General features: G+C 67.0%; 18 protein-coding genes. 10 read left to right on the top strand and 8 right to left on the bottom strand.

Translation table 11 applies throughout. The features are described 5' to 3' along the window. The first annotated feature begins 72 nt into the window (after nt 1–72). Entirely contained in the window at nt 73–993 is a 921-nt protein-coding gene (locus ACYVGK_RS14980) for an ABC transporter permease subunit (protein ID WP_460735116.1), read from the top strand. A 45-nt stretch (nt 994–1,038) separates the two neighbouring features. Here ACYVGK_RS14980 and yihA read toward each other — a convergent pair whose 3' ends face one another. Next, nucleotides 1,039–1,656, bottom strand: a complete 618-nt coding sequence (gene yihA, locus ACYVGK_RS14975; RefSeq protein ID WP_460735114.1) for a ribosome biogenesis GTP-binding protein YihA/YsxC — start codon at nt 1,654–1,656, stop codon at nt 1,039–1,041. A 311-nt stretch (nt 1,657–1,967) separates the two neighbouring features. Between yihA and ACYVGK_RS14970 the strand changes: the two genes are divergently transcribed. The 4 genes from ACYVGK_RS14970 to ACYVGK_RS14955 all read left to right on the top strand — a co-directional run bounded on the left by ACYVGK_RS14970 (nt 1,968) and on the right by ACYVGK_RS14955 (nt 5,144). Continuing rightward, nucleotides 1,968–2,744, top strand: a complete 777-nt coding sequence (locus tag ACYVGK_RS14970) for a c-type cytochrome (protein WP_460735112.1) — start codon at nt 1,968–1,970, stop codon at nt 2,742–2,744. Between the two features lie 119 nt (nt 2,745–2,863). Next, nucleotides 2,864–3,505, top strand: coding sequence for a thiol:disulfide interchange protein DsbA/DsbL (locus tag ACYVGK_RS14965; protein ID WP_460735110.1), 642 nt, complete (start codon nt 2,864–2,866; stop codon nt 3,503–3,505). A 98-nt stretch (nt 3,506–3,603) separates the two neighbouring features. Continuing rightward, nucleotides 3,604–4,353, top strand: coding sequence for a thiol:disulfide interchange protein DsbA/DsbL (locus ACYVGK_RS14960; RefSeq protein WP_460735108.1), 750 nt, complete (start codon nt 3,604–3,606; stop codon nt 4,351–4,353). A gap of 50 nt (nt 4,354–4,403) precedes the next feature. Beyond that, the gene (locus ACYVGK_RS14955; protein ID WP_460735620.1) at nt 4,404–5,144 is read left to right on the top strand and encodes an endonuclease/exonuclease/phosphatase family protein; all 741 of its coding nucleotides are present in this window, start codon (nt 4,404–4,406) and stop codon (nt 5,142–5,144) included. A gap of 10 nt (nt 5,145–5,154) precedes the next feature. On the opposite strand, the gene ACYVGK_RS14950 is transcribed toward ACYVGK_RS14955, so the two are convergent. From ACYVGK_RS14950 to ACYVGK_RS14940, 3 genes are read right to left on the bottom strand one after another with little or no spacing between them, the layout of a single operon-like run. Beyond that, entirely contained in the window at nt 5,155–6,432 is a 1,278-nt protein-coding gene (locus ACYVGK_RS14950; RefSeq protein WP_460735106.1) for an aspartyl/asparaginyl beta-hydroxylase domain-containing protein, read from the bottom strand. Continuing rightward, entirely contained in the window at nt 6,429–7,571 is a 1,143-nt protein-coding gene (locus ACYVGK_RS14945) for a class I SAM-dependent methyltransferase (protein ID WP_460735104.1), read from the bottom strand. Before ACYVGK_RS14945 ends, ACYVGK_RS14950 begins: the two co-directional genes overlap by 4 nt. Before the next feature lie 17 nt (nt 7,572–7,588). After that, a complete protein-coding gene (locus tag ACYVGK_RS14940) occupies nt 7,589–8,167 on the bottom strand; it encodes a 2OG-Fe(II) oxygenase family protein (RefSeq protein WP_460735102.1) in 579 nt (192 codons plus the stop codon). An 87-nt stretch (nt 8,168–8,254) separates the two neighbouring features. Between ACYVGK_RS14940 and ACYVGK_RS14935 the strand changes: the two genes are divergently transcribed. Beyond that, the gene (locus ACYVGK_RS14935; RefSeq protein ID WP_460735100.1) at nt 8,255–10,102 is read left to right on the top strand and encodes a tetratricopeptide repeat-containing sulfotransferase family protein; all 1,848 of its coding nucleotides are present in this window, start codon (nt 8,255–8,257) and stop codon (nt 10,100–10,102) included. A 173-nt stretch (nt 10,103–10,275) separates the two neighbouring features. Here the strand turns inward: ACYVGK_RS14935 and ACYVGK_RS14930 are convergent, their stop codons facing one another. Both ACYVGK_RS14930 and ACYVGK_RS14925 read right to left on the bottom strand, forming a co-directional pair. After that, on the bottom strand, nt 10,276–13,251 hold the full coding sequence (locus ACYVGK_RS14930) for a TonB-dependent receptor plug domain-containing protein (protein WP_460735098.1): 2,976 nt from the start codon (nt 13,249–13,251) through the stop codon (nt 10,276–10,278). 175 nt (nt 13,252–13,426) lie between these two features. Next, complete coding sequence (locus tag ACYVGK_RS14925; protein ID WP_460735096.1) at nt 13,427–14,227, bottom strand: sulfite exporter TauE/SafE family protein; 801 nt, start codon at nt 14,225–14,227, stop codon at nt 13,427–13,429. Nucleotides 14,228–14,371: 144 nt separating this feature from the next. Here ACYVGK_RS14925 and ACYVGK_RS14920 point away from each other — a divergent pair, with 144 nt between their 5' ends. The 4 genes from ACYVGK_RS14920 (at nt 14,372) to ACYVGK_RS14905 (ending at nt 20,331) form a co-directional block, all read left to right on the top strand. Next, nucleotides 14,372–16,465 carry a lytic transglycosylase domain-containing protein gene (locus tag ACYVGK_RS14920; RefSeq protein WP_460735094.1) on the top strand — a complete coding sequence of 698 codons (2,094 nt, stop codon included), beginning with the start codon at nt 14,372–14,374 and terminating at the stop codon, nt 16,463–16,465. A 19-nt stretch (nt 16,466–16,484) separates the two neighbouring features. Next, nucleotides 16,485–16,862: a PH domain-containing protein gene (locus ACYVGK_RS14915; protein WP_460735092.1), complete on the top strand. Its 378-nt coding sequence runs from the start codon at nt 16,485–16,487 to the stop codon at nt 16,860–16,862. Nucleotides 16,863–16,990: 128 nt separating this feature from the next. Beyond that, nucleotides 16,991–18,244, top strand: coding sequence for a multifunctional CCA addition/repair protein (locus ACYVGK_RS14910; RefSeq protein ID WP_460735091.1), 1,254 nt, complete (start codon nt 16,991–16,993; stop codon nt 18,242–18,244). Between the two features lie 56 nt (nt 18,245–18,300). Further along, nucleotides 18,301–20,331 (top strand): LTA synthase family protein, encoded by a 2,031-nt coding sequence (locus ACYVGK_RS14905; RefSeq protein ID WP_460735090.1) that lies wholly within the window; start codon nt 18,301–18,303, stop codon nt 20,329–20,331. 72 nt (nt 20,332–20,403) lie between these two features. Here ACYVGK_RS14905 and ACYVGK_RS14900 read toward each other — a convergent pair whose 3' ends face one another. Both ACYVGK_RS14900 and ACYVGK_RS14895 read right to left on the bottom strand, forming a co-directional pair. Further along, the gene (locus ACYVGK_RS14900) at nt 20,404–23,028 is read right to left on the bottom strand and encodes a TonB-dependent receptor plug domain-containing protein (RefSeq protein ID WP_460735089.1); all 2,625 of its coding nucleotides are present in this window, start codon (nt 23,026–23,028) and stop codon (nt 20,404–20,406) included. Nucleotides 23,029–23,272: 244 nt separating this feature from the next. Next, nucleotides 23,273–23,653, bottom strand: a complete 381-nt coding sequence (locus ACYVGK_RS14895; RefSeq protein ID WP_460735087.1) for a VanZ family protein — start codon at nt 23,651–23,653, stop codon at nt 23,273–23,275. Nucleotides 23,654–23,658 lie beyond the last annotated feature (5 nt).

Here is a 23,658-nt window from a genome sequence, read left to right as displayed (position 1 = left end):
TCAATCCGGAAATCCAAAGCTGGATCCCGGCGTACGCCGGGATGACGACAGTTGCGTTCGCCTGGTCTGCGCATGAAACGCTTCGCCTCGCGCCTGCTCGAAGCGCTGATCACCCTGTGGTTGCTCGCCACGCTGTGCTTCGTGCTGCTGCGCGCCGCTCCTGGTGGCCCCTTCGACGCGGAGAAGGCCGCACCGCCGGAAGTGCAGGCCGCGCTTGCCGCGCAATACCGGCTCGACCGGCCACTGCTGGCGCAATACGGCGCATGGCTGGGCGATGTCGCGCGCGGGGATCTGGGGCCGTCGTTCCAGTACCCGGATTACACGGTCAACCAGCTGGTGGCGAATGCCTTGCCGGTATCCGCACTCAATGGCGGACTGGCGCTGCTACTCGCGCTCGCGCTCGGCATCCCGCTGGGGATCTGGTCGGCGCTGCATGCAGGACGGTGGCTCGATCGCGTGCTGATGTTCATCGCCGGGCTCGGGCTCGCGGTCCCGAAGTTCGTGGCCGCACCGCTGCTGGTGTTGTTGTTCGCGGTGACCTTGCATTGGCTGCCGGCCGGTGGCTGGGGCGAATGGCGCAATGTCGTGCTCCCGGTCGTCGCATTGGCGCTGCCCAACCTCGCCTACTGCGCGCGCCTCACCCGCGCCTCGATGCTGGAAACGCTTTCCGCCGAATACCTGCGCGCGGCACGCGCGCGCGGGCTGTCGGAAACGCGATTGCTGTTCACGCATGCTCTGAAGCCCGCGCTGTTGCCGGTGGTCGCGTGGCTGTCGCCGGCCCTCATCAACGTGGTCACCGGTTCGGCCGTCGTCGAACAGGTGTTCGGAATCCCGGGCATGGGCCGCTACTTCGTACAGGGCGCGCTCAACCGCGACTACACCCTGGTGCTGGGTGTGGTGCTGGTGGTGGGCGCGCTGATCGTGCTGATCAACACGCTGGTGGACGTGCTGCGCGGGTGGATGGATCCGCGGTTGCGGGATGCCGACGCGTAACGCCCATTCGTCATCCGGAGTACGCAGGATGACAAGGTGATGGCGCTAGAACTCCAACCAGCGCCCCAGTACCGCCCGCGCCTCGTCGACGCCCTGCTTCGACTCGCCCGAGAAGGCCTGCACGCCCACCGTGTCGCCGAACGCACGCGATAGCTCCATCCGCACCGCCTGCAGGGTGTTCATGCTCGCGCCGCGGCTGAGCTTGTCGGCCTTGGTCAGCAGCACGTGCGCCGGGATCTCACGCTGCACCGCGTAGCCGAGCATCTGCCGGTCGTAGTCCTTGAGCGGGTGACGGATGTCCATCACCACGATCAGGCCGCGAAGGGCCTGGCGGGTGGCGAAGTAGCTCGCGATGAAGGCCTGCCAGTGCGCCTGCAGTTCCTGCGGGACCTTGGCGTAGCCGTAGCCGGGCAGGTCGACCAGGAACTTGTCGGTGGTCGGCGGCACGTCGAAGAACACCAGCTGCTGGGTCCGCCCCGGGGTCTTGGAGACGCGGGCCAGCGCGTTCTGCTGGCAGATCGCATTCAGGGCGCTGGACTTGCCAGCGTTGGAACGGCCGGCGAAGGCGACTTCGAGGCCGGTATCGGCCGGCAACTGGCGGGGGTTGTGCGCCGAAAGCAGGTAACGGGCGCGGGCGAACGGGTTGGGGGCAGTAGTGGCCATAGCGACACAGGATCGCATGGCGCCGCGACCAACCCAACGTATGGCGAGGGTGATGCCGCCGCAGCGGCCTGATAGCAACGAAGCCCGGCACGCGACCCAGCCAATGCCGCGCGGGCGGCTGATGACAGCGGCGGGCGGCGCTTCTGCGCCGCATTCCGGGAGTCCGGCCCCCACTCCAGATGGCCCAGATCGCCCGCCCCCCGCAATCCGCGATCCCCGTCGCGTTGACCGTCCTGCGCCGCGCAACGATAATTTCGCGGTTTCGGCGCCCGCATCCGGGCGTCCCTCAAGTACTTCCCGGAGCCCAGCTCATGCGTCACGCCCGCGTCCTCGGCCTCGTCGGTATCGCTGCTTTCGCAGCCGCCGCCGTTGCCTTCGCCCAAGCCACGGTCACCCCGGTGCCGGACAACGCACCCGTGCAGACCGCTCCGCTGGTCGAAAAGCCGGCGACCTGGGGCGACGCCAAGGCCGGCGCCGCCAAGGCCGGCACCTGCGCGGCCTGCCACGGCCTCGACGGCAATCCGACCGATCCGCAGTACCCGCGCCTGGCCGGCATGCCGGAGCGCTACATCGCCCAGCAGATCGCCCTGATCAAGAGCGGCGAGCGCAACACCGGCATGGCCGCGGTGATGAAGCCGTTCGCCGACGCGCTCAGCGCGCAGGATGCCCGTGACCTGGGCGCCCACTTCGCGATGCAGAAGGCCGGTAGCGGCGTCGCCGACGACACCGTGATCGCCAGCGGCCCGAACAAGGACAAGAAGTTCTTCGAAGTCGGCCAGCAGCTGTTCCGCAGCGGCGACAAGGCCCGCGGCATCCCGGCCTGCATGGCGTGCCACGGTCCGGTCGGCGCCGGCAACCCTGGCCCGGCCTACCCGGCCGTCGCTGGCCAGCAGGCCGCCTACGTGCAGCGCCGCCTGCAGGAATACCGCGCCGGCACCACCACGCAGAAGGATCCGCACCTGTTCAACGTGATGGCCGGCGTCGCCAACCAGCTGACCGACGAGGAAATCGGTTCGCTCGCCAGCTACGTGCAGGGCCTGCACCCGACTTCCGACGAAGTCGCGGCCGCACCCGCCGCCACTCACTGACGAACGCGCCCTGAACCTGCGCACGGGTGCGCGGTCATAGACCAGCCCCGCGTTGTTCAATACGCCGACCGTGATTTCACGGTCGGCGTTTTCGTTTCCACTCCCGACAATTCACGCACATGACCTTCCGACTGAGCCTCCTGCTTGCCTTGCTGCTGCCCCTGTCGGCCGTAGCCGCCCCGCCTGCCGCGGCGCCCGTCGAGGGCACCGACTACGAAGTCATCGACGGTGGCACCCCGTACGAGCCGGTCGCCGGTCGCATCGAAGTCGTGGAAGTGTTCGGCTACACCTGCCCGCATTGCGCGCATTTCGAGCCGGCGGTGCAGACCTGGAAGGCCAAGCTCCCGAAGGACGTGAAGTTCACCCCGGTCGCCGCGCCCTTCGGCGGCTATTGGGAGCCGTATGCCAAGGCGTATTTCGCGGCCAAGGCGCTGGGAATCGCCGACCGCTCGCACGAAGCGGTATTCCGCGCCCTGCACGAGGACGGCGAGCTGCCGCGCAATCCGAGCGATGACGAGCTTGCCAGCTTCTACACGCGCTTCGGCGTGCAATCGGCGCGCTTCCTGGCCACGTTCAACGGCCCTGGCGTGGAGGCGCAGATGGAGCGAGCCCTGACCTTCCTGCAGCGCAGCGGCGTGGAAGGCACGCCGACCATGATCGTCGCCGGCAAGTACCGCGTCACCGCCAAGCCGGACGACGTGCTGCACGTGGTCGACCAGCTGGTCGCCCGCGAGCGCGCGGCGGCGAAGTCGCGCCGCTGATCCAGGCCCGCCCTGCGCGCACGCAACCTGCGCGGGGCCCTCGCTATCCTTGTCCAATGGCGCCACGCGCCACTCGAACCGTTACCGGAGATTTGTCGATGATGCTGCGCCCGGCCTTGCTGCTATCCGTCCTTCTCTCGCTCGCGGCCTGCGGCGGGCATAACGAACCCCCGGCCGCCTCAACGCCGGCGGCTACCGCACCGGCAGTCGCCACCCCCGCAGTCGCCACAGTCGGCGAGTCTGCTCCCACGGCCTCGCAGGATGCGCCGGTCGGCCCCGCGCCGGTGGCCGGCATCGACTACATCGAGATCGCCGGCGGCCAACCCTTCGCGCCCGCCGACGGCCGCATCGAAGTCGCTGAGGTCTTCAGCTATACCTGTCCGCACTGCGCGCATTTCGAACCGATGCTGGAAGCGTGGAGCGCGCGCCAGCCGGCCGATGTGAAGCTCGTCCCCGTGGCAGGCCCCTTCGGCGCCAATCCGAAACCGTTCGCGCAGGCCTTCTACGCCGCGGAATCGCTCGGGTTGCGTGAGAAGACCCACGTCGCGCTGTTCAACGCGATCCACGTCGACGGCTCGCTCGATGCAATGCAGGCTACGCCGCAGAGCATCGCCGCGTTCTACGGCAAGTTCGGCGTGGATCCGACCAAGTTTGCCCAGGCCATGGACAGCGCCGACACCAACGCGCGCATGCAGCACGCCCTGAGCTTCATCCAGAAGTCCGGTGTCGACGGCAGCCCGGGCATCATCGTCGCGGGCAAGTACCGCGTGACCGGCAAGACCATGGAAGACATGCTGCGTATCACCACGCATCTGGTCGCCAAGGAGCGCGTGGCGCGCGGCGGTTGAGCCGCGCCCGCGACCCCATGCACAAGGCGACCGGTCATCGCCGGCTGAAGCTGCTCAGCGCCAACATCCAGGCCGGCTCGAGCACGCGTCGCTACAGCGATTACGCGACGCGCAGCTGGTCGCACGTGCTGCCGCTGGGCAACAAGCACGGCAGCCTCGACACGATCGCGCAGCTGGCCGGCACGCACGACATCGTCGGCCTCAACGAAAGCGATCCGGGCAGCCTGCGGTCCGGCTTCACCAACCAGACGCATTACCTCGCCCAACGCGGTGGCTTCCATTACTGGAGCCACCAGCCCAACCGTCGCGTCGGCGGCGTGGCTTCCAGTGCGAACGGCCTGCTCAGCAAACTGGAACCGGTCGAAGTGATCGACCACGCGCTGCCCGGCCGCATCGCCGGCCGCGGCGTACTGGTGGCGCGTTTCGGCGACGATGCCGATTCGCTCACTGTCGCGGTCGCGCATCTCTCGCTGGGTGCGCAGTCGCGCGCCTCGCAACTGTCCTTCATCGCCGAGCTACTGCACGAACATCCGCACGCGGTGCTGATGGGCGACTTCAACTGCGACATCGATCGGCCCGAAATGGCCGCGCTGTTCCGCCGCACCCGCCTGCAGCCGCCCGCGCATGCCGTGCCCACGTTCCCGAGCTGGCGTCCGCAGCGTGCGATCGACCACATCCTGCTCGGCGACGGCCTCACCCGTCACCACGCGCGCGCGCTGCCCGCGGCGCAATCGGACCATCTGGCCCTATCGCTCGAGCTGGACGTACCCGAGCACGCATTGCGCGGCTAACGATCCACGTTCAAACCTGGCCGCGATTGAAGTCGCCGATGCCCTCGACGATGGCGGTCATCGCATCGCGCTCGGGCAGGCTCAGATGCGGATTCCACGCATCCATCAGCAGGATGACGCGGGTCTCGCCGCTGCGGTTCCAGGCTTCGTGCAGCCAAGTGTCGTCGAAGCCGACGCATTCGCCTTCGCGCCAAGCATGAATCTCGCCGCCGACGCGCAACGCGCAGTCCCTGGGTACGATCAGCGGCAGATGCACCACCGCACGCAGATTGGTGACGCCATGGTGCGGGAGGATGTGGGTGCCGGCGGACAGCACCGAGAAACATACTTCCGGCGCGTGTTCGGCGATGCGCAGCAACGGCAGCGAATCCAGCGCCCGCGCGGTGGCCGGGCTGCGCCGGTGGTTGTCGGCGAACGCAACGCCATGGCGATAGAAGAAGAATGCATCCCAGCGCGGCGCCACACTCTGTTCGCCCTGCAGGTACTCACTCAGGTCGGCGTTGGCGGGCGCGTCCAGGAAGGGCGCGAGCGTGGCGGGCTCGGCCAGGACCGCGCGCGCTTCTTCGCGGATCGCAAGCCATTCGCTTTCCAGCCGCTCGATCCAGTCGAAATCCTCGCGGCGAAAATAAGGTGCACTGGGCGTGTCGGGAAAGAACAGAAACTTGGGCTGCTGCAACGCATTCGCCGGCACGATGTCATCGAGCTTGAGGTAGCCGCGCACCGCGCGCTCCACCCGGCGCATCTCGTCACGCCCATGCCGCTCGATGAGCGGATCGAGCAGATGCGCCAGCAGCTCCGGCCGCGAGGCCCGCACGAACTCCGCCGCATGCGCCACCTGCGGCCGCAATGCGGGCGGTGTGCTCGCCTCGTCCAGCCACTTTTCCTCGAGCTGCGCACGGCTCAGCGCGCGGAAATACGCGCGCATCGCGCCGATGCGATCACCGGCCCGTTCCAGCAGCCGGCCCAGCTGCAGATGCGCGATATACAGCCCCGGCGCGATGCGTACCGCGTATTGCAGCGCCTGGCGGGCCTCGTCGGGATAGCCGGCCGCCTCGGAGGCGACCGCCAGTTGGCGTAGCAACAGGGCGTTGCCGGGTTCGTGCTGGCAAGCCTGTTGCAAGTGAGCCAATGCAAAATCCGCGTGCCCCTTCGCCAGCGCATCACGCGCGATGAAGACGCGTGCCTCGACGGACTCGCCTTGCGCGAGCACCTGCTGATATCCGCTCAGCGCGCGCGGATCGCCCGCCTGCGCCCACGCGCGCGCCTGCGCCAACACGGCGGCGCTCATGCGCCGTCTCCTGGCTTGCGCGCCTCGACGAAGAGCGAATAGTGGCGACCGCCGTGACTCGCACCGGCCACTTCACTGTTGGCGTCGACCTGGAGCTCCGCATGGCGGCTCGCGTTGAACTGCGACAACTGGATCTCGCCGAAGCCGGCACGTTCCAGCGCGCGACGCAGCGTGTCGAAGTCGTAGCCGAACTTGTGCGCTTGGAACAACCAGGCCGGATCCGGCCCCGCACCGGCATAGGCGAGGAAATCCTCCAGCCGCGTGGTCTGCCCATCGCCCGCGCCCCAGTGCTCGCGCCGCTCCGCGAAGAACTGCGCGTCGTCGCGCTGGTAGGCGTCGATGCACTGGGCGATGTCCGGCACGACGATGCGCACCACGCCAGCGGGCTCGAGCACGCGCAGGATCTCGCCAAGGAACGGCATCACGTCGTTGGGATAGAACAGATGCTCGAGCAGATGCGACAGGTACACCACGCGCACGCTGCTCTCGGCGAACGGCAAACCCCAAAGCACGTTGGTGGCCAGCGGCGCCGGATGCACGTCGAGATTGATCCAGCCCGGCAGCAGGCAGGGGCCGCAGCCGATGTGCAGCTTGAGATCGCGCGCACCGTCCTCCACGCCCAGCGCCTGCAGCTGCGCGCGCAGATACGGCCCGCGCTGCGCGGCCAGTTCGCCACGCAGCGAGGCCACCGCGGACTGCAGGGCCTGCAATCGCGACTCCAACCCGGCGCCATCGTTGCTACGCAACGCCGTCTCGGCATGTGGGCCGAAGCCAGCGACGTCGCAGCCCAACCCGTAGATCTCCTGGGTCAGCGCGGACAGGCGCTGGCGGCTGCGTTCATGCGCGGCTTCGACATCGTCCGTCGTGGCCAGCGCGGCGTCGCGCAGTGCTCCGCTCTGCTGCAGGTAGTCCAGCGCGCGCGCTGCAAATTCGCGCGTTCCCGCCGGCAATGCCGCCAGGGCCGCATCGACGGCGAGCGGTTGCGCGAATTGCGCGAGCCAGCCGATCAACGCCGGCTGGTCCGTCACGAACGGGGCCTTGGCCGATGTGGTGTGGATCAGCATGCGGCCACGCTGGAAGCGCAATACCGCATCGGCGGCAAACACCAGGCGCGTGGCGGTGGAGAGAACGGGATCCACGGACGGCACCTTCACGCTCAGAACAGGAAGTAAGTGGAGAGGATGTATTTGTCGTTGCTCACCGGCGCACGGCCGGCGTGCTGAAACATCCAGTACGGCGGGAACATCAGCAACCGCCCAGCCTTAGGCGCGACATCGATGCCGAGATCGACAAACGAGGTTTCGCCGCCTTCGGCGACGTCGTTGAGATACCACAGGAACACCAGGTAGCGATTGCTCACTTCGCCCAGCGAATCGAAATGCGGCTGGAAGCGATCCTCGCCACCGGGGCGGTAGCGCTTGATGATCAGCTCGCTGTTGCGCTGCGCGAGCGGCACCGGGATCGTCAGGCCGACGGCTTCCACATAGCGCGCCAGGTGCGCATGCATGTTCGCGAGCAACATGCTTTGGAACTGCGCATCCGAGAGGGAGCTGATGTCGAGCTCGGTCCAGCCGCTGTCGTCGAGGCCGCCGCGGACGCCCTCGCCGTTGCGGCGCTGGAAGCGCGCGAGGGTGTGGAAGGATTCGATCATCCGCTGGCACAGCGCGGCCGGCAGCGCGTCGTCGTAGACCTGCACGAAGCGATCGAGGGAGTTGGCTGAAGTGGGGTTCGGCACGGGTATGATCGACTGCATGCGTGGGCGGATGACTGGCCGTTCCGCAGCCCAATCCTCAAGTTTTCGGCATCTTAGCCGACCCGCCGCATGTCGCCTTCCACCCATCCCCAAATCGCGCTTCAGCTATCCGACGGTTTCCAGCTTCTTGGCGAAGGGCTGCCGGCAAACGCGGAGGAATCGGCACGCGCCGCCTTGGCCGAGACGCCATCGCATCCGGGCTGGATGCTGTTGCTGGCCTTGGCGCTGAGCGCGCAACAACGCGGCCTGGAAGCGCTGCCGCTGCACCAGCGCCTGGTCGAACTCGAACCGGAGGTCCCCGAGCACTGGTCCAACCTCGGCAACTGCCTGTGCGAAGTCGGACGCGAGAGCGAAGCCGAGCCTTCCCTGCTGCAGGCGTGCAAACTCGGCGCCGACGATGCGGCCGTGCACTACGGCCTGGCCCGGGTGTATGCGTACAGCGGACCGGTGGAATCGGCGCGGCGCCACATCGAGCTGGCGATCGCGCACGAGCCGCAGGACGCGGAACTGCGCCTGCTTCGCGCAAGCATCCTGGCGGCCACCGAGCAGTGGGCCCAGGCCGGCGCCGAAATTTCGCTCCTGCTCCAATTGCCGATGGATGCGGGTCAGCGCTCGGAGTTGGGCTATCTCTATCTTCGCGGCAATCAATACGAAGAGGCGATCGCGATCTTCCGCAATCCGCCCGCGGATCCGGCGTTGTCCGCCGATTACCAGATCGGACTGATCTCGGCGCTGGAGCGCATCAACCGGCTTGATGAAGCCATCCAGCTGCGTCGCGAGTTCCCGGCGTTGCCGGACGATGCCCGGGCCACGCTACGTGACAAGTTGCAGCAGGTGGACGCCAAGCTGGCCGCCCGTGCCGGCGATCACGCCCGTGCTGCGGCCCTGCTGCAGGACATGATCGATCGTTATCCCGCGCAGACCAGCGCGCAAACCAGCAATTGGTTCGACCTGGGTGCAGCGCGCGCCAAGATCGGCGAGGCGGACGCGGCCATGACCGCGTTCGCCCGTGCCCATGAGGGCCAATGCGCGCTCGTGGATGTCGCGCATCCTTCGCTGTCCAGCGATACCAGCGTGCCCGCGCTGCTCGAACAAGCGTTGCCGAAGCTACCAGCCTGGGAACCCGGCGCGGTGCTCGACGGCCCCACGGATCCCGTGTTCGTGGTCGGCTTCCCGCGCTCGGGCACTACGCTGCTCGAGCAGCTGCTGGATGCGCATACCGATCTGGTTTCGTTTGATGAGCAGCCCTTCCTGCAGCGACTCGTTCTCGAACTCACCGATAGCGGCCGCCCGCTACGCGAGGCGCTGGAGGCCCTCGATGGCGCCACGATCGACACACTGCGGCGCGTCTATTTCCGCGATGTGAACCGGGTCGTGAGCGGACTCGGCGGCCGCCGCGCGGTCGACAAGAACCCGCTCAACATGGTGCGCCTGCCTTTGCTGCAGTCGATCTTCCCGCGTGCACAGACCGTGCTGGCGATCCGCCACCCCTGCGACGTGGTGCTGAGCTGCTACATGCAGAACTTCCGTTCGCCGGTGTTGGCCTTGCACTTCAACACGATCGAAAACACCGCGCGGATGTACGACCAGGTGTTCAGCCATTGGCTGGCAGCGCAGGCCGATTTCCACTGGCCTGTGTTCGTGTTGCGCAATGAAGACCTGATCGCGGACACCGAAGCAACCACGCGAAGCCTGTTCGAATACCTGCGCTTGCCGTGGCAGCCCGACCTGCTCGCTTTCACCGATCGCGCCAGCCGCAAGGGCGCGATCAAGACACCGAGCTACACCCAGGTGATCGAAAAGGTGAACGCGAAGGCGGTGGGACGCTGGGAGCGCTACCGCGATTACTTCAATCCGGCGGCGATCGCGGCGCTGGCGCCGTGGGTGCGTCACTTCGGCTATTCGCCGATCGATTGAGCTGACCAGCGCAGCCCGCTGGGCTGCCAATACATCGAACCCCTTCGCACGCCGTTCTAGGCGCGGTCTTCGCGCGCGCGGCAGAAACTCTCGGCCAACACCGCGCACTGATTCGGGCACAAAAAAAGAGGCCGCGCTTGCGCGCGGCCTCTTCGTGACACGTGTAGCAACCGTTACTTGAAGTCGACCGTGACGCTGGTCCAGAAGTAGCGGCCGATCGGGTCGAACGTGCGCTCGTCGATGTTGCCGTTGAGCGTGTTGTTCTGGTACAGCAGCGACGGCTGCTTGTCGAACGCGTTGTCGATACCGACGCGGATCTTGGTGTTCCAAGGCGCGTAGGACCAACCCACCTGCACGTTGTGGTAGGTATGCGCACCGACTTCGAAGCGGCACTGCTCGTCACCCGGCTTGTAGAACAGGTTGGCGCAGGTGTCGTTGGTGCGGAAACCACCGACGTGGAAGCCACCGACGTAGCGCGTGGTCCACTGGGCGTCCCAGTTGCCCAGCGACCAGGTCAGGCTGGCCAGACCGCGCCAGCGGCTGTAGTTACCCAGGCCGCCGTTGGCCGGCGACAGGAAGCCGCCTGCGTTGTGGCGGTCGCCGACCTTGTCACCCTGGAAGATGATGTCCTGGTCGTACTGCGCGACGTAGGTGGTGTCGAGGTTGGCGCGGATGCGACCCCAAGCGGTATCGGTGTTGTAGCGGAAGCCGATGTCCACGCCCTTGGTGTCGGTGGTGCCGACGTTGGCGTTGAGGTCGAACAGGCGGATGATTTCGCCGTTGGCGTCACGCGAGAACAGCGAGCACAGCGGGGACGGATTCGCGGCGGTGCTGAAGTTGGGATCGAAGCAGGTGTTCAGGATGTTCTGCGTGCCGATCGTGCCGATGGTTTCGTCCAGATGCACCTTCCACAGGTCCACCGCGGTCGAGAAGCCCGGCAGCCAGTTGGGTTCGTACACGAAACCGATGGTGACGGTGTCGCCTTCTTCCGGCACCAGGTCGCTGTTGCCGCCCTTGATCGCCGACAGCTGGGTATCGGTCTGCTTGAAGGTGCCGTTGGTCGGCACGTTGGCGCAGGCCGGGTTGGTCGGGTCGGTCGGTGCCTTGGTGTAGCCATTGCACGGATCGCTGAAACCGTCCGACGAAGCGAACTTGCCCGAGTACAGGTCGGTGATGGTCGGCACGCGGAAGACTTCCGCGTAGGTGCCGCGCACCAGCAGCTGTTCGTTCGGACGCCATTCCAGGCCGAGCTTGCTGTTGGTGGTGTTGCCGAACAGCGAGTAGTCGGAGAAGCGGGTACCCACGCTCAGGTTGAGCGACTTGGCCCACGGGGCATCCGCCAGCAGCGGGATGAACAGTTCGCCGTAGAACTCCTTGGCCGACAGGTCGCCATGGGTCGCCGCCGCACACACTTCGGACGCGATGCCGCAGGTGTAGTTCGTCTCGTTGATGACCGCCAGCGGATCCGGGGTGAAGGTCAGGCTGTCCTTGCGGAATTCGAAGCCGAACGCGCCCTGGACCATGCCCGCGCCCATTTCGAACAGGTCGCCGTCGACGTTGGCCGCGATGCCGGTGGTGCGCTGCTTCAGCTTGTTGACCGGATTGACGATGTACGGGGCCATCGCCTTGGCGAAGGCCTGGCCCTCGGCCGTGGACGGATCCTGGCTACCGAAGAAGTTGACCGGGTTGCAGCCCGCGATCGCCGTGGTGGCATCGCCCGGCACGCGTACGCAGGTCGGCACGCCACCGATCATCATCGACGGGCCCAGCGCGGGCGCGAAGTTGGCGTAGTTGACGTAGCCCTTGAACGCCGATTCCTGATTGATCTGGCCGTTGCTGACGCCGAAGTCCCAATGCCAGCTGGTTTCGCCGAACGCGCCCTTCAGGCCGGTATGGAACTGCTCGACCTTGGTCGAGAACTCGAAGCGGCGGTTGCCCAGTGCGCCCAGACGCAGGCGGCTGTCGGTGATGTTGACGCAGGTGGGATCGGTGGTGAAGCACTTGCCCGTCGCAGGATTGACCGGCGCGTTCGGGTTACCGAAGACGTTGTAGATGTTGTAGTTCGAGATCTCGATGTTGTCGTTCGCCGGACGACCGTCGAACGGCAGCGGAGCGATCTGGCTGGCCGAACGGGTGCGGTTGCTGAAGGCGACCAGGTAAGCCTGGACATTGTCGGTAACGTCGTAGTTGCCGGTGACGAACAGACCCATGCGTTCCTGCGGGGTCAGCTCGAGGTTACCGACGGCCTGGTAGTTGAACAGGTCGGCGGCGCCGAAGCAGTGGTAGTCGCTACGCGAAGCGCCCGTGGAGCCCGGGTTGCGGGCCACGGCCGAGCACGGCAGGCCGGAGACGGCGCTCGGCACGCGGTAGCGGCCGTTGAGGCTGCGGCTGGAGCCGTTGCTCACCACGCCCGGCGTACCCGGGGACGAGGTGGTCGCCGCCGAACCCAGAGTCTTCGCGTCCTTCGAGAACGCGCGATCGGCCGCGGTGATTTCCTGCTGGTTGTTGTAGTTGGCGCTGACGATGAAGCCGCCGCGCTCGCCCTGGTGACCGAACGTGGCGCTCAGGCCGACGCGCTCACCATCGGTGTGGTCGCTGATGCCGTAGCTGGCGGTCGTCGACAGACCGTCCATGCTCTTGCGCAGGATGAAGTTGACCACGCCGCCGACCGCGTCGGAGCCGTACAGCGCGGAGGCGCCGTCCTTCAGGATTTCCACGCGCTCGACCATCGACATCGGGATCGAGTTGACGTCGTTGGTGACGATGCGGCGACCGTCGAGCAGCAGCAGCGTGCGGACTTCACCGAGGCCGCGCAGCGACACGGTCGCAGCACCGGCGCCGCCGCCGTTGTTCACCGACGGGTTGGTAGCCGCGCCGGCCATCGACGGCACGTCTTGGATGAAGTCACCGATGGTGAGCGCGCCGGACTTGTCGATCGCCTGGCGGTCGATCTGGAACACCGGGCTCGCGGTCTCAAGGTCGGTGCGGCGGATGCGCGTGCCGGTCACCGTGATGGTGTCGAGCGTGGTGGCCTTGTTGGCCGGAGCGGCAGGAGCCGGAGCGTCCTGTGCGGCGGCGAGGCCGGGCAGGCCGATGAGCAGCGAAAGCTGGATAGCCTTCGTCAGAGGTTGGTAACGCAGCGCTTTCATGAACTCTCTCTCCTAGGAATTTCTTATGAATAGCCGGGGGCACGTGGCGGGGGCGGTACGGCAGGAGCTCGCCGGCGACATGCCCTCCGAGTTGTAAACAAATAGTGAAAAGGACACAAGCGGCAAAGGCATGGGTGCCGTACCGCAAATCGATCGGGCAAGTTTGGACAAGGCCTCAGCCACCCAGGAGCAAGCTGGTCGCGACCACCACCAGGAACCCCGCAAACACCCGCTTCAGGCTCCCGCCGTCCAACCGATGGGCCAGCTTCGTGCCGTACGGGGCGGCGAATACCGACGCCGCGGCCACGCCGATGGCTGCAGGCAGATAGACATATCCAACCGAGAATTGCGGCAGTGCACCATGCGGCGCATGCAGCGCATAGCCCACTGCGCTGGCCATGCCGATGGCCACACCGCACGCGGACGAGGTACCGACGGCCCGCACCGGGACCACGCCGCGCCAGACCAGCAGCGGCACGGTCATGCTGCCGCCGCCGATGCCCACGACGGCCGAGACCGCGCCGATGAAGCTGCCGGCGAAGGTCATCAACGGGCCTCGGGGCACGACCACGGCGCCGGTATCTGCCGCCGGCGTGCGACTGAGCAGCAGTTGCGCCGCCGCGATCAGGCAGTACGTCGCGACGATCCAACGCAGCACATCGCCATCGATGCGCACCGCAATTCCGCTACCCAGCCAGCCGCCAATCAGCAACCCCGGCACCATCCATCGCACGGTCGGCCACAACACGCTGCCGCGACGGTGATGCGCACGCGCCGAAGCCGCTGCGGTCAGCACGATGCTGGCGAGCGAACTGGCTAGGGCCGCATGCATTGATGCTTCCTTCGGCACACCCACGCTCGGCAGCAGCCAGGTCAGCGCGGCCACCAGCACCAGGCCGCCACCAACACCCAGCAGCCCGGCCAATACGCCCGCTACTGCACCCAATGCGAGAAACAACAGCAACGACACCAGCATGGACGCTCCACTTCGCAAACATGAGTGCGGCGATCCTAGCGATGCCGAGTTCGTTGCGCATGCACCGCGATCGCACTGCAAAGCGGCAATCGATGCATCGCTCAGCGACCGTCCGTTCACCTGCCTCGGCTATAGTCGGTCGCCATGCCCCCCCGCATTCTGCTCTCCACGCTGACGGCCTTCGTGGTCGCCGCCCTGCCTTCGGTCTCCGGCACGTCGTCGTTGCGCTGGACCAGTCAGGCGCCTACATCTCCCGTCGCAACCACGCTGGTTGCCGCCGATCCACAACTCGTACGCGTGCAAGCGGCGCTCGAAGCCGCCGAGCGCGGCGAGTTCGATGCCGTCGCGTATGGCGATCTGGCGCGGCATCCGTTGTACGGCTGGATCGAATACGTAGGCCTGCGTCGTAACATCGATTCGCTCAACGCCACGCAGGCCGAATCCTTCCTGACGCGCTACAACGGCCAGGCCGTCGCGGAAGCCTTCCGCGACATCTGGATCGCGCAGACCGCGCGTCGCGAAGACTGGAACGCGCTGCTGGCCGCATGGAAGCCGTCCTCCGGCAGGAACAACGAGCAGCGCTGCGCGCAGTTGCAGGCGCGCCGGGCGCTGGGTCGCGACGACGAGCAGTGGATCGGCGAGGCGCAGAACCTATGGCGCAAAGCCGCCAACCCGCTGCCGGGCAACTGCAACGCGGTCTTCGAGGCACTCGCGGCGAAGGGCGGACTGCCAGCGGAATTGCGTTGGGAGCGCATCGACAAGGCCGCCGCGGAATGGCAGCCGACGGTGATGCGCGAAGCCGCGCGAGGCCTGTCCAGCGAGGACGCCGCGCTGGCCAACGACTACGCCGCCTACATCGAAGCGGTGCACCCGCGCGCCCTCAACTGGCCGAAGACCGAACGCAGCCGGCACATCGCTTCCTACGGGCTGGCGCGCCTGGCCAAGGCGGATCCGCTGGCGGCCGAGACGCAACTGCCACAGTACGCACAGGCACTCGAATTCACCGACGAGGACCGCGGCCGCGTGCTGTACCAGGCCGCACTGTGGACCGTCGCGTCGTACGAACCCGAATCCGCGCAGCGCCTCAACGCCGTGCCCGACGCCGCCTACGACGAGCGCCTGCACGAGTGGCGCGTGCGCGAAGCGATGGCGCGTTCGGACTGGGCGGGCGCGCTCGCGGCGATTCGCAAGATGGGCGAGAAGCAGCGCGCCGATTCGCGCTGGCAGTATTTCGAGGCACGCCTGGCCGAGCTGACAGACGACAAGCCGACCGCGCAGCGGCTGTATCGCGAGGCGGCCAACAAGGCCGAGTTTTTTGGCTTCCTCGCCGCCGACCGCATCAATGCGTCGTACACCTTGTGCCCATGGCTGCCGATGGACACCGACGCGCAACGCGACGCGGTCGCGCACGATCCCGCGATCGTGCGCGCGGTGGCGCTGTACCGCATCGATCGCCGCGGCTGGGCCACGCGCGAATGGGACGAGGCGCTGAGCCGCTTCGATGACGTACAGCGGCGACTTGCTATCGAAGTCGCGCAGTCGAATGGCTGGTTCGATCGCGCCGTATTCGCGCTGGGCAAGACACCCGCCGGCGAAGCGCGTCCGGACGAGTTACGTCTGTACATGCTGCGTTTCCCGCTGCACCACGACGCCACCATCCGGCGCGAGGCCACGACCAATCGCCTCGACCCCGCATGGATCGCCGGTGAGATCCGCGCCGAAAGCGTGTTCGATCCGCGCGCGCGCTCGGGCGCCAACGCGATGGGCCTGATGCAGTTGTTGCCGGGCACCGGCGCCGACGTCGCGCGCAGTCTCGGGCTGGTGTGGGGCGGTGCGGATTCGCTGTACGACCCGGATACCAACATCGTCCTGGGCAGCGCCTATCTGCGGCAGATGCTCGACAAATACGGCGGCCAGCCGTATCAGGCGATCGCCGGCTACAACGCCGGCCCGGCGCCGCTGGAGCGCTGGCAGTCGCAACGGCCGGGCATGGATCCGGATTTCTGGATCGAGACGATCAGCTACAAGGAAACCCGCGATTACGTGGCTCGCGTGCTCGCCTTCAGCGTGCTCTACGACTGGCGCCTCAACGGCAATGCGCTCAGCCTTACCGAACGCATGCGCGGACGTCTGGACGGGCCGCGCAAGAAATTCGTCTGCCCGCTGGCCGTGGCTCCGAAGCCCGTCAGCGCGCTACCCCAACCCGCCGCTCCGGCCAAGCCGAAGAAGCGTCGTTAATCGCCACCAGGAAGCATCCATGGGCCTGCTCGACACCCTGCTGGGTCACGCCAGCGAAAAGAATCTCGACAAGATCGCCGAAGACTTCGCACCGCTGCTCGCGCCTGGCGAAACCCTGCAGCGCGCGTTCGGACTGATCCGCGACCTGATCGTATTCACCGATCGTCGCCTGATCTTCGTCAACAAGCAGGGCATGACGGGCAGCAAGGTCGAATACCTGAGCGTGCCCTACCGTAGCATCGTGATGTTCTCGATCGAGACCGCAGGGCATTTCGATCTCGAAGCCGAACTGCGCATCTGGCTGTCCGGCCAAGCCGCGCCGCTCGCGCGCAGCCTCGGCCGCAATGCCGGCGCGCAGGAAATTGTCGCCCTGCTGGCACAGCACGCCCCGCGCTGAGGCCCGCGCCTTGTAGAGCGGAGCTTGCTCCGCTGCCTTTTGCTTTTTGGTCGGCCGCCCAAGATCAAGAGCAGCGGAGCAAGCTCCGCTCTACAAAGCGGTGGCGCTTCGGGCGCTACACTTTCTGCATGAAGACTTATCTCGTCGGCGGCGCCGTCCGCGATCGCCTGCTGGGCCTCGACCATGGCGATCGCGATTACGTCGTGGTCGGGGAAAGCCAGGCCTCGATGGAGGCGGCCGGCTTCAAGGCGGTGGGCCGCGACTTTCCGGTGTTCCTGCATCCGCAGACGGGCGAGGAATACGCGCTGGCCCGCACCGAGCGCAAATCGGGCCGCGGCTATCGCGGCTTCGTGGTCGACGCCGATCCGTCGGTGACGCTGGAGGAAGACCTGCAGCGGCGCGACTTCACCATCAATGCGATCGCGCAGGACGAAGACGGCACGCTGGTCGATCCCTTCGGCGGCGAGCGCGATCTCGAGGCGCGTGTGCTGCGCCATGTGAGCCCGGCCTTCGCCGAGGATCCGCTGCGTGTATTGCGCGCGGCGCGCTTCATGGCCCGTTTCGCCGATCTCGGTTTCCACGTCGCGCCGGAGACGATGGAACTGATGCGCGAAATGGTCGCCAGCGGCGAACTGGCCGAACTCACCCCCGAACGCGTCTGGCAGGAACTGCGCCGCGCGGTGGCGAGCGCGAAGCCGTCCGCGTTCCTGCGCACACTGCACGACTGCGGCGCGCTCGCGGTCGTGTTGCCGGAAGTCGATGCGCTGTATGGCGTGCCGCAGCGAGCGGAATTCCATCCGGAAGTCGACACCGGCGTGCACATCGAGCTGGTGTGCGACATGGCGGCGCGGCTCGCGCCGGGTGACGACCTGGTCGGCTTCGCCGCGCTTACGCACGATCTGGGCAAGGCGCTGACGCCCGCGCACATACTGCCCAGGCACATCGGCCACGAGAACGCCGGCATCGAACCGCTGCGGGCGCTGTGCGAGCGGCTCAAGGTGCCCACGGACTTCCGCCAGCTCGCCGAATGCGTATGCCGCGACCACCTCAACGTGCATCGCATGCGCGAATTGCGCGCGGCGACGGTATTCGAGCTGATCGGGCGCTGCGACGGCTTCCGCCGCCCCGAGCGCATCGCGCAGATCGCGCTCGCCTGCGAAGCCGACAAGCGTGGTCGCACCGGTTTCGCCGACATCGAATACCCCGCCGGCCGGTTGCTGCGCGAAGCGCATGCGGCGGCGATCGCGGTACGCGCCGCCGACCTGGGCAGCGACCTGCAGGGACCGGAACTGGGCGAAGCGCTGCGCCGCGCACGCATCGTCGCGATCGCGTCGGTTCTGGATGCCGCCGGGAAGGCCGACGAGTCGGCAAGCCAGACCTGACCGCGGCGATCCGGGCGCAGGTGCCTAAAATGGCGCACCCCCCGATCGTTCCTGCCATGAACCGTCCCCTGCTGTCGGCACGCATTTTCGCGGCGTGCTGGATCTTCCTGCTGCTGCTGGTGGTGATGCTCGAGGCCGCGCGCCTGGTGATGTGGGTGGGGCATGGGTCCATTCCGGATGCCGGCTGGCTGCTGCGCGGCCTGCTGCGTGGCGGCCGCTATGACCTCGCCATCGGTGGCAGCCTGACCCTGCTGGTGCTGCTGCTCACCCTGCCCCTGCTCGCGCTGCCGCGGATCGGTCGGATCGCACCGAATCTGGCCTTCGCGCTGTGCATCGGACTGCTCGGCATCTGCACGCTGCTGGCGACGAGCGAGTACTACTACTACGGCTTCTATCACACGCGTTTCGACCCGGTGGTGTTCGGCCTGTTCGAAGACGACACCGTGGCGGTATTGCAGACGGTGTGGAACGACTATCCGGTCGTGACCGGCACGCTCGCGGTAGCCGCGCTGTTGTTCCTGGCCTACAAGGCGCTGCGCTGGGCCAGCGGGCGTCTGAGCCATCGCCTGCAGTTTGCCGGATACCAGGGCATCGCCCTCGCCATCGCGCAGGTGCTGGCATTGGCACTGCTCGCGCGCGGCACCCTCGGCACGTTCCCACTGGTGCGCCAGGACGTGCTGTTCGCGCAGGATCCGTTCGTCAACCAGATCGTGCTCAACGCGCCGCTGACGCTGTACAAGGCGTACAAGACCCGCGGCAAGGACATCGATCTCGGCGACGACCCGCGCGTCGGACTGCGTCGCTGGGGTTTCGCCACTCCGCAGGAGGCCGCCGCGGTACTGGGCGTGCGCGGCGACGATACGCAGATCGCGGACGCGCTGTTCGCGCGCGTGCCGCCACGTAATGGCGTGCTGCTGCGCAAGCCGCATGTGGTGCTGGCCCTGCTGGAATCATTCGGCACAGATCTGCTCGATGCCGACGGCGGCAGCAACGACTTGCTCGGTCGCTTGCGTCCGCATTTGCGCGACGACTATCTCTTCCCGAACTTCTTCGCCGCGCAAAACGGCACCCACCCCGCGCTCGAAGCGCTGTTGCTCGGCTCGCCGATCACGCCGCTGACGCGCGGCCGCTATGCCGACGTGGCCTACCCGACTTCGGCCGCACTCCCGTTCAAGCAAGCGGGTTATCGCACCGCATTCATCTATGCGGGCGGTGCGTCCTGGCGCAATCTGCGCCGCACTTTCCTGCACCAGGGCTTCGATCACGTCTACGACGCCGCGGACATCCGCGCGAAGTTCCCGGCGACGCAGGGCAACGAATGGGGCGTGTACGACGAATACGTGTTCGCCTACGCCCGTGACCTGCTGGCACAGGCCGAGCGCGATGGCCAGCCGCTGTTCCTGTTCCTGCTGACTACGACCAACCATCCGCCGTTCAACGTTCCTGCGGGCGCGCGCACGCAGTTCGATCCGGCTCGCCTGGGCAGTCGCGCCGCACCCGACACCGCCGCGCTGCAACGGATGATGGCGACCTACCGCTACCAGGCCGACCAGCTCGGCGGCTTCATGGACTGGCTGACCCGCGGCCCGCTGGGCGATCACGCGATCGTCGCCGCAACCGGCGATCACAATCTGCGTTCGCACTACATCTACGCGCTGCCGCAGGAGCAGCCCGATGTCGATCGCGTGCTCGGCTACTTCCATCTGCCCGCGCCCTATCGTCCGGCGCAGGTGGATACGCAGCGCTTCGGCGGCCACGCCGACATCCTGCCGACGCTGGCGGCAGTGGCGTTGCCGGACGCGCGCTACTGCAACTTCGGCCGCGATCTGTTGGCGCCGGCGCAAGCCGACGATCACGCGTTGTCGCGCTTCCATTGGCTGTACCAACCGGACGGCGTGGTCGAAGCGCCCGAGCAGCCGGCCTTCCACGCGTGGACCGATCGCGCCCGACGCCGCATCGCCGCGAATGGACACGCGCCTTCGCCGCAGGAAGCCAGCGCCGCGCGCCGCGTCGCCGCGCGCGTGGCCCTGCAGGACTGGTTGATCCGCCGCAGCGCGCTGGGCACGCCGGCCCGCAGGACACCGTGACCGGCGCGTGCGGATAGCCCAAAAAAATCGGGCGGCCGAAGCCGCCCGATGATTTTTCCTTCGCGGACTCGCTTAGAACTCGAAACCGACCCTCACGTAGTACTCGCCACCGTTGAAGCCATACGGCGAGGACAGCGGGTACTGCGCGCCCAGGAAGTTGAGGACGCCGTTGGTTTGCTTGTCCGGATACTTGTCGAAGATGTTGTTGCCGCCGACCGTGACGTGGGCGCGATCGTCAAACAGGTTGAAGGTCACCGCCAGGTCGAACAGCCAGCTCGAACCGAACTCGGCCTTCTCACCGAAGGTCATGTCTTCCCAGCCGTCGTAGCGGTTCGCACGGGTCGTGACGTTGAAGTTCCACGGCGATTGCCAGTCGAAGGTCAGCACCGTGCGGTTGTTGGGCAGCTGGTTTTCCATGTCGGCCACGCGCTCGGCATCGATGATCGGCGTGGTGGTGCCCGGGATCAGGTCGACGTGGTCGACGTCCTGCTTGTTCCAGCTGTGGCGGGCGTCGAAGGTGCCGGTGCCCCAGTTGCCGAAGTCGGCCTTGTAGATCGCCACCAGGTCCAGACCCTGCACGGTGGTGTCGATGCCGTTGCTGAAGTACGACACCTGGCCGGGAATGGACGCCGCCGGAATGCCGGCGGCGAGCAGCGCCGCCTCTTCCGGCGAGCCCGGGGTGATGCTGAAGTTGCGCAGCGCGATGCGATCGTCGATCTGGATGTTGTAGTAGTCGACGGTCAGGCTGAAGTTGTCGGTCGGCGTGTAGACGAAGCCGGCCGAGTAGGCGAACGATTCCTCCGCCTTCAGCGGCTGTGCGCCCAGCGCGATCGCGGCGGGGCTGTTGACCGGGAAGGTGCCTTGCGGAATCAGCGCACCGCTGGCGTTGGCCGTGGTGGTGATGTCCAACGTGTTGATCTGGCCCGGGGTCGGCGCGCGGAAGCCGGTGTTGACCGTGGCGCGCAACGCGAACGTGTCGGTCACAGCGAAGCGCGACGACAGCTTCCAGTCGAACGTATTGTCGAACGCCGAGGAACGCTCGTAGCGACCGGCCAGGCCCATCGTCCAACGCTTGGTGATGTCGGTTTCGAGGTCCACGTAGGCCGCGCGGCTGAACTGGCTGAATTCGCCCGCGCCTTCCGGCGAGTCACCCTGGAAGCCGTCGGAGCCGAAGCCGAACAGCGCCGCGGTCGGGCCGACCAGGAACGACGCCGGATCACCTTCGCCGATCTTGTAGGTCTCCTCGCGCCACTCGCCACCGAAGGCGACGTTGATCGGCGAAGCGAACATGTCGTTCTGCCAGGGATAGGTGAAGTCGAGGTTCGCGCCGCGCTCGAGCTGGGTCAGGATGCCGGGCTCGAAGCTGGTGGGGCTCAGGCGACCCAGGCTCGGGTTGATCGAGTTGATCAGCTTGTAATAGACCCGGTTCTCGCCCTGGCGCAGGCTGGCGTCCCACTGCAGTCCGCTCGCGAACTTGCCCTTGGCGCCGAACACGCCTTCGTAATCCATGATGTCCGCGGCGAAGGTCGGCGTGTAGCCACCGGGGAACTGGGTGTAGATCGGATTGAGCGCGATATAGCCGGACGGGCTGGTTGCGGACGGGGTCAGGTAGTCGGCCGGATTCCCGCCCTGCGCGATGATGGCGTCGACGATGGACTGGGCCACCGGGTCGGCTGCGGTGCCGCCGGCAGTGCCGCAGCCCACGCAGAGCGTGCCGCGCGGGCCGACGCCCGCCACGCCCACCGGCGTGCGGTAGAAGAAGCTGGAGTCGAACTTGGAGTCACCGTAGCTGCCGAAGCCATAGAGGCTCAGGTTGTCGCTGAGCGGAATCTCGGCGTTGAAGAACGACCGCAGGCCCTTGGCATTGGGATCACCCCAGCGCTGGCCCAGGCCTTCGAACGGAACCTGGCCGGGACGCGCGGCTTCAACCACGGCCGCATCCGCACGCGGAATGCCGCGCGAGGTGAAGTCGCTCTCGAAGTACTCGGCAGTCAGATTGAAGAAGCCATCGCCGGCGAGCGGCAGGCCGAGGTTGAACGAGCTGCGCCACTTGTCGCCGTCGCCCTTGAACGTCGAGCCGTACTGGGCGTCGACGCGCACGCCCTCGGCGTTGTCGTTGAGGATGATGTTGACCACGCCGGCGATGGCGTCGGAACCGTACTGCGCGGACGAGCCGTCGCGCAGCACTTCCACTTTCGCGATCGCGGCAGACGGAATCTGGCCGAAGTCGACCGCCTGCGAACCCTGGTTGATGGTGCCGAACGGTTCGGCCTGCAGATTGACCAGCGCCGAACGGTGGCGGCGCTTGCCGTTGATCAGCACCAGCGTTTCGTCAGGCGGGAGGTTGCGCAGGTTCGCCGGGCGGATGAAGGCGGTACCGTCGGCGATCGGGAAGCGCTGGGTGTTGAACGAGGGCGCCACGTTGGCCAGCTGGTCGGTGAACTCGGCAGACGACTGCTGTTCGAGCTTGGACGGCGAGAAGACGTCGATGGGCGACAGCGACTGGGTCGGCGACTTGCCCTGCACGCGTGTGCCGGTGACGACCAGCTGGTCGAGTTCGACGGGCTTCTTGGCGGCGGCCGGAGCCTCGGCCTGCGGTGTTTGCTGGGTTTCCTGTGCAAAAGCGGGCAGTGCGACGCCGGCGGCGAGCGTGGCAATCACGGCCAGCGCCAAACGGTTGCGGTTGATGGCAGGCATGCTCGGAGTTCCTTTGGATGACGGGGAGGGCCTCCCCTGCAGGCCCCGTGCACCGAGCTTCAGAAATTTTTAACTTTTGCGCAAGCAGTGCAAAAACCTTGCCGAATCGGTCTTTTTCGACTCGGCAGCGCAAGCTCCTGTATTTACGGCCCCTATCGCCGGCACCGTACGACGGCGTGCGGCAGCACGCCTGCACTCGGCGGCGTGGATCGCTGCACCGCAGCACGATGGCTGGGCCAATCGCTCAGTGCAGGCGCGCGTCCAGCCGCTGCAACCAGCGCGCGGCAGCCGTAAACGACATCAGCAGCCCCAGCACGACCCCGGTGGCATTGGCCAGGGCATCGGCCGGATCGGCAATGCGGTCCCGGGTCAGCGCGGCCTGGGCGAACTCCAGTCCGATTCCCATCGCCACCAACGCCAGACCGGCGCCGAGCTGGGTGCGACGCCGCGCGAACAACAACACCGCGCCGTAGGCCAGCAGTGCGTAGCTGGACAGGTGCTCGACCTTGTCGAAGTTGTGCGGAACCTTCATCGGCGGCGGCGGGGTCAGCGACAGCACGATCACCGCAGCGATCGCGCACAACCATAGTCCCAGCCACAGGCGGGGCCGCTGGAATGGACGCAAGGCCG

Source organism: Lysobacter tyrosinilyticus (assembly GCF_054779815.1).
Note: the sequence above shows the minus strand (reverse complement) of the source record. Positions and strands in the feature narration are given on the sequence as shown.

Bases quoted from the DNA above. Each gene is read 5' to 3' on its own strand.
- ACYVGK_RS14965 (WP_460735110.1), top strand. From the start codon at position 2,864: ATGACCTTCCGACTGAGCCTCCTGCTTGCCTTGCTGCTGCCCCTGTCG.
- ACYVGK_RS14920 (WP_460735094.1), top strand. From the start codon at position 14,372: ATGCCCCCCCGCATTCTGCTCTCCACGCTGACGGCCTTCGTGGTCGCC.
- ACYVGK_RS14925 (WP_460735096.1), bottom strand. From the start codon at position 14,227: ATGCTGGTGTCGTTGCTGTTGTTTCTCGCATTGGGTGCAGTAGCGGGC.
- ACYVGK_RS14900 (WP_460735089.1), bottom strand. From the start codon at position 23,028: ATGCCTGCCATCAACCGCAACCGTTTGGCGCTGGCCGTGATTGCCACG.
- ACYVGK_RS14910 (WP_460735091.1), top strand. From the start codon at position 16,991: ATGAAGACTTATCTCGTCGGCGGCGCCGTCCGCGATCGCCTGCTGGGC.
- ACYVGK_RS14960 (WP_460735108.1), top strand. From the start codon at position 3,604: ATGATGCTGCGCCCGGCCTTGCTGCTATCCGTCCTTCTCTCGCTCGCG.
- ACYVGK_RS14950 (WP_460735106.1), bottom strand. From the start codon at position 6,432: ATGAGCGCCGCCGTGTTGGCGCAGGCGCGCGCGTGGGCGCAGGCGGGC.
- yihA (WP_460735114.1), bottom strand. From the start codon at position 1,656: ATGGCCACTACTGCCCCCAACCCGTTCGCCCGCGCCCGTTACCTGCTT.
- ACYVGK_RS14970 (WP_460735112.1), top strand. From the start codon at position 1,968: ATGCGTCACGCCCGCGTCCTCGGCCTCGTCGGTATCGCTGCTTTCGCA.
- ACYVGK_RS14930 (WP_460735098.1), bottom strand. From the start codon at position 13,251: ATGAAAGCGCTGCGTTACCAACCTCTGACGAAGGCTATCCAGCTTTCG.
- ACYVGK_RS14980 (WP_460735116.1), top strand. From the start codon at position 73: ATGAAACGCTTCGCCTCGCGCCTGCTCGAAGCGCTGATCACCCTGTGG.
- ACYVGK_RS14935 (WP_460735100.1), top strand. From the start codon at position 8,255: ATGTCGCCTTCCACCCATCCCCAAATCGCGCTTCAGCTATCCGACGGT.
- ACYVGK_RS14905 (WP_460735090.1), top strand. From the start codon at position 18,301: ATGAACCGTCCCCTGCTGTCGGCACGCATTTTCGCGGCGTGCTGGATC.
- ACYVGK_RS14915 (WP_460735092.1), top strand. From the start codon at position 16,485: ATGGGCCTGCTCGACACCCTGCTGGGTCACGCCAGCGAAAAGAATCTC.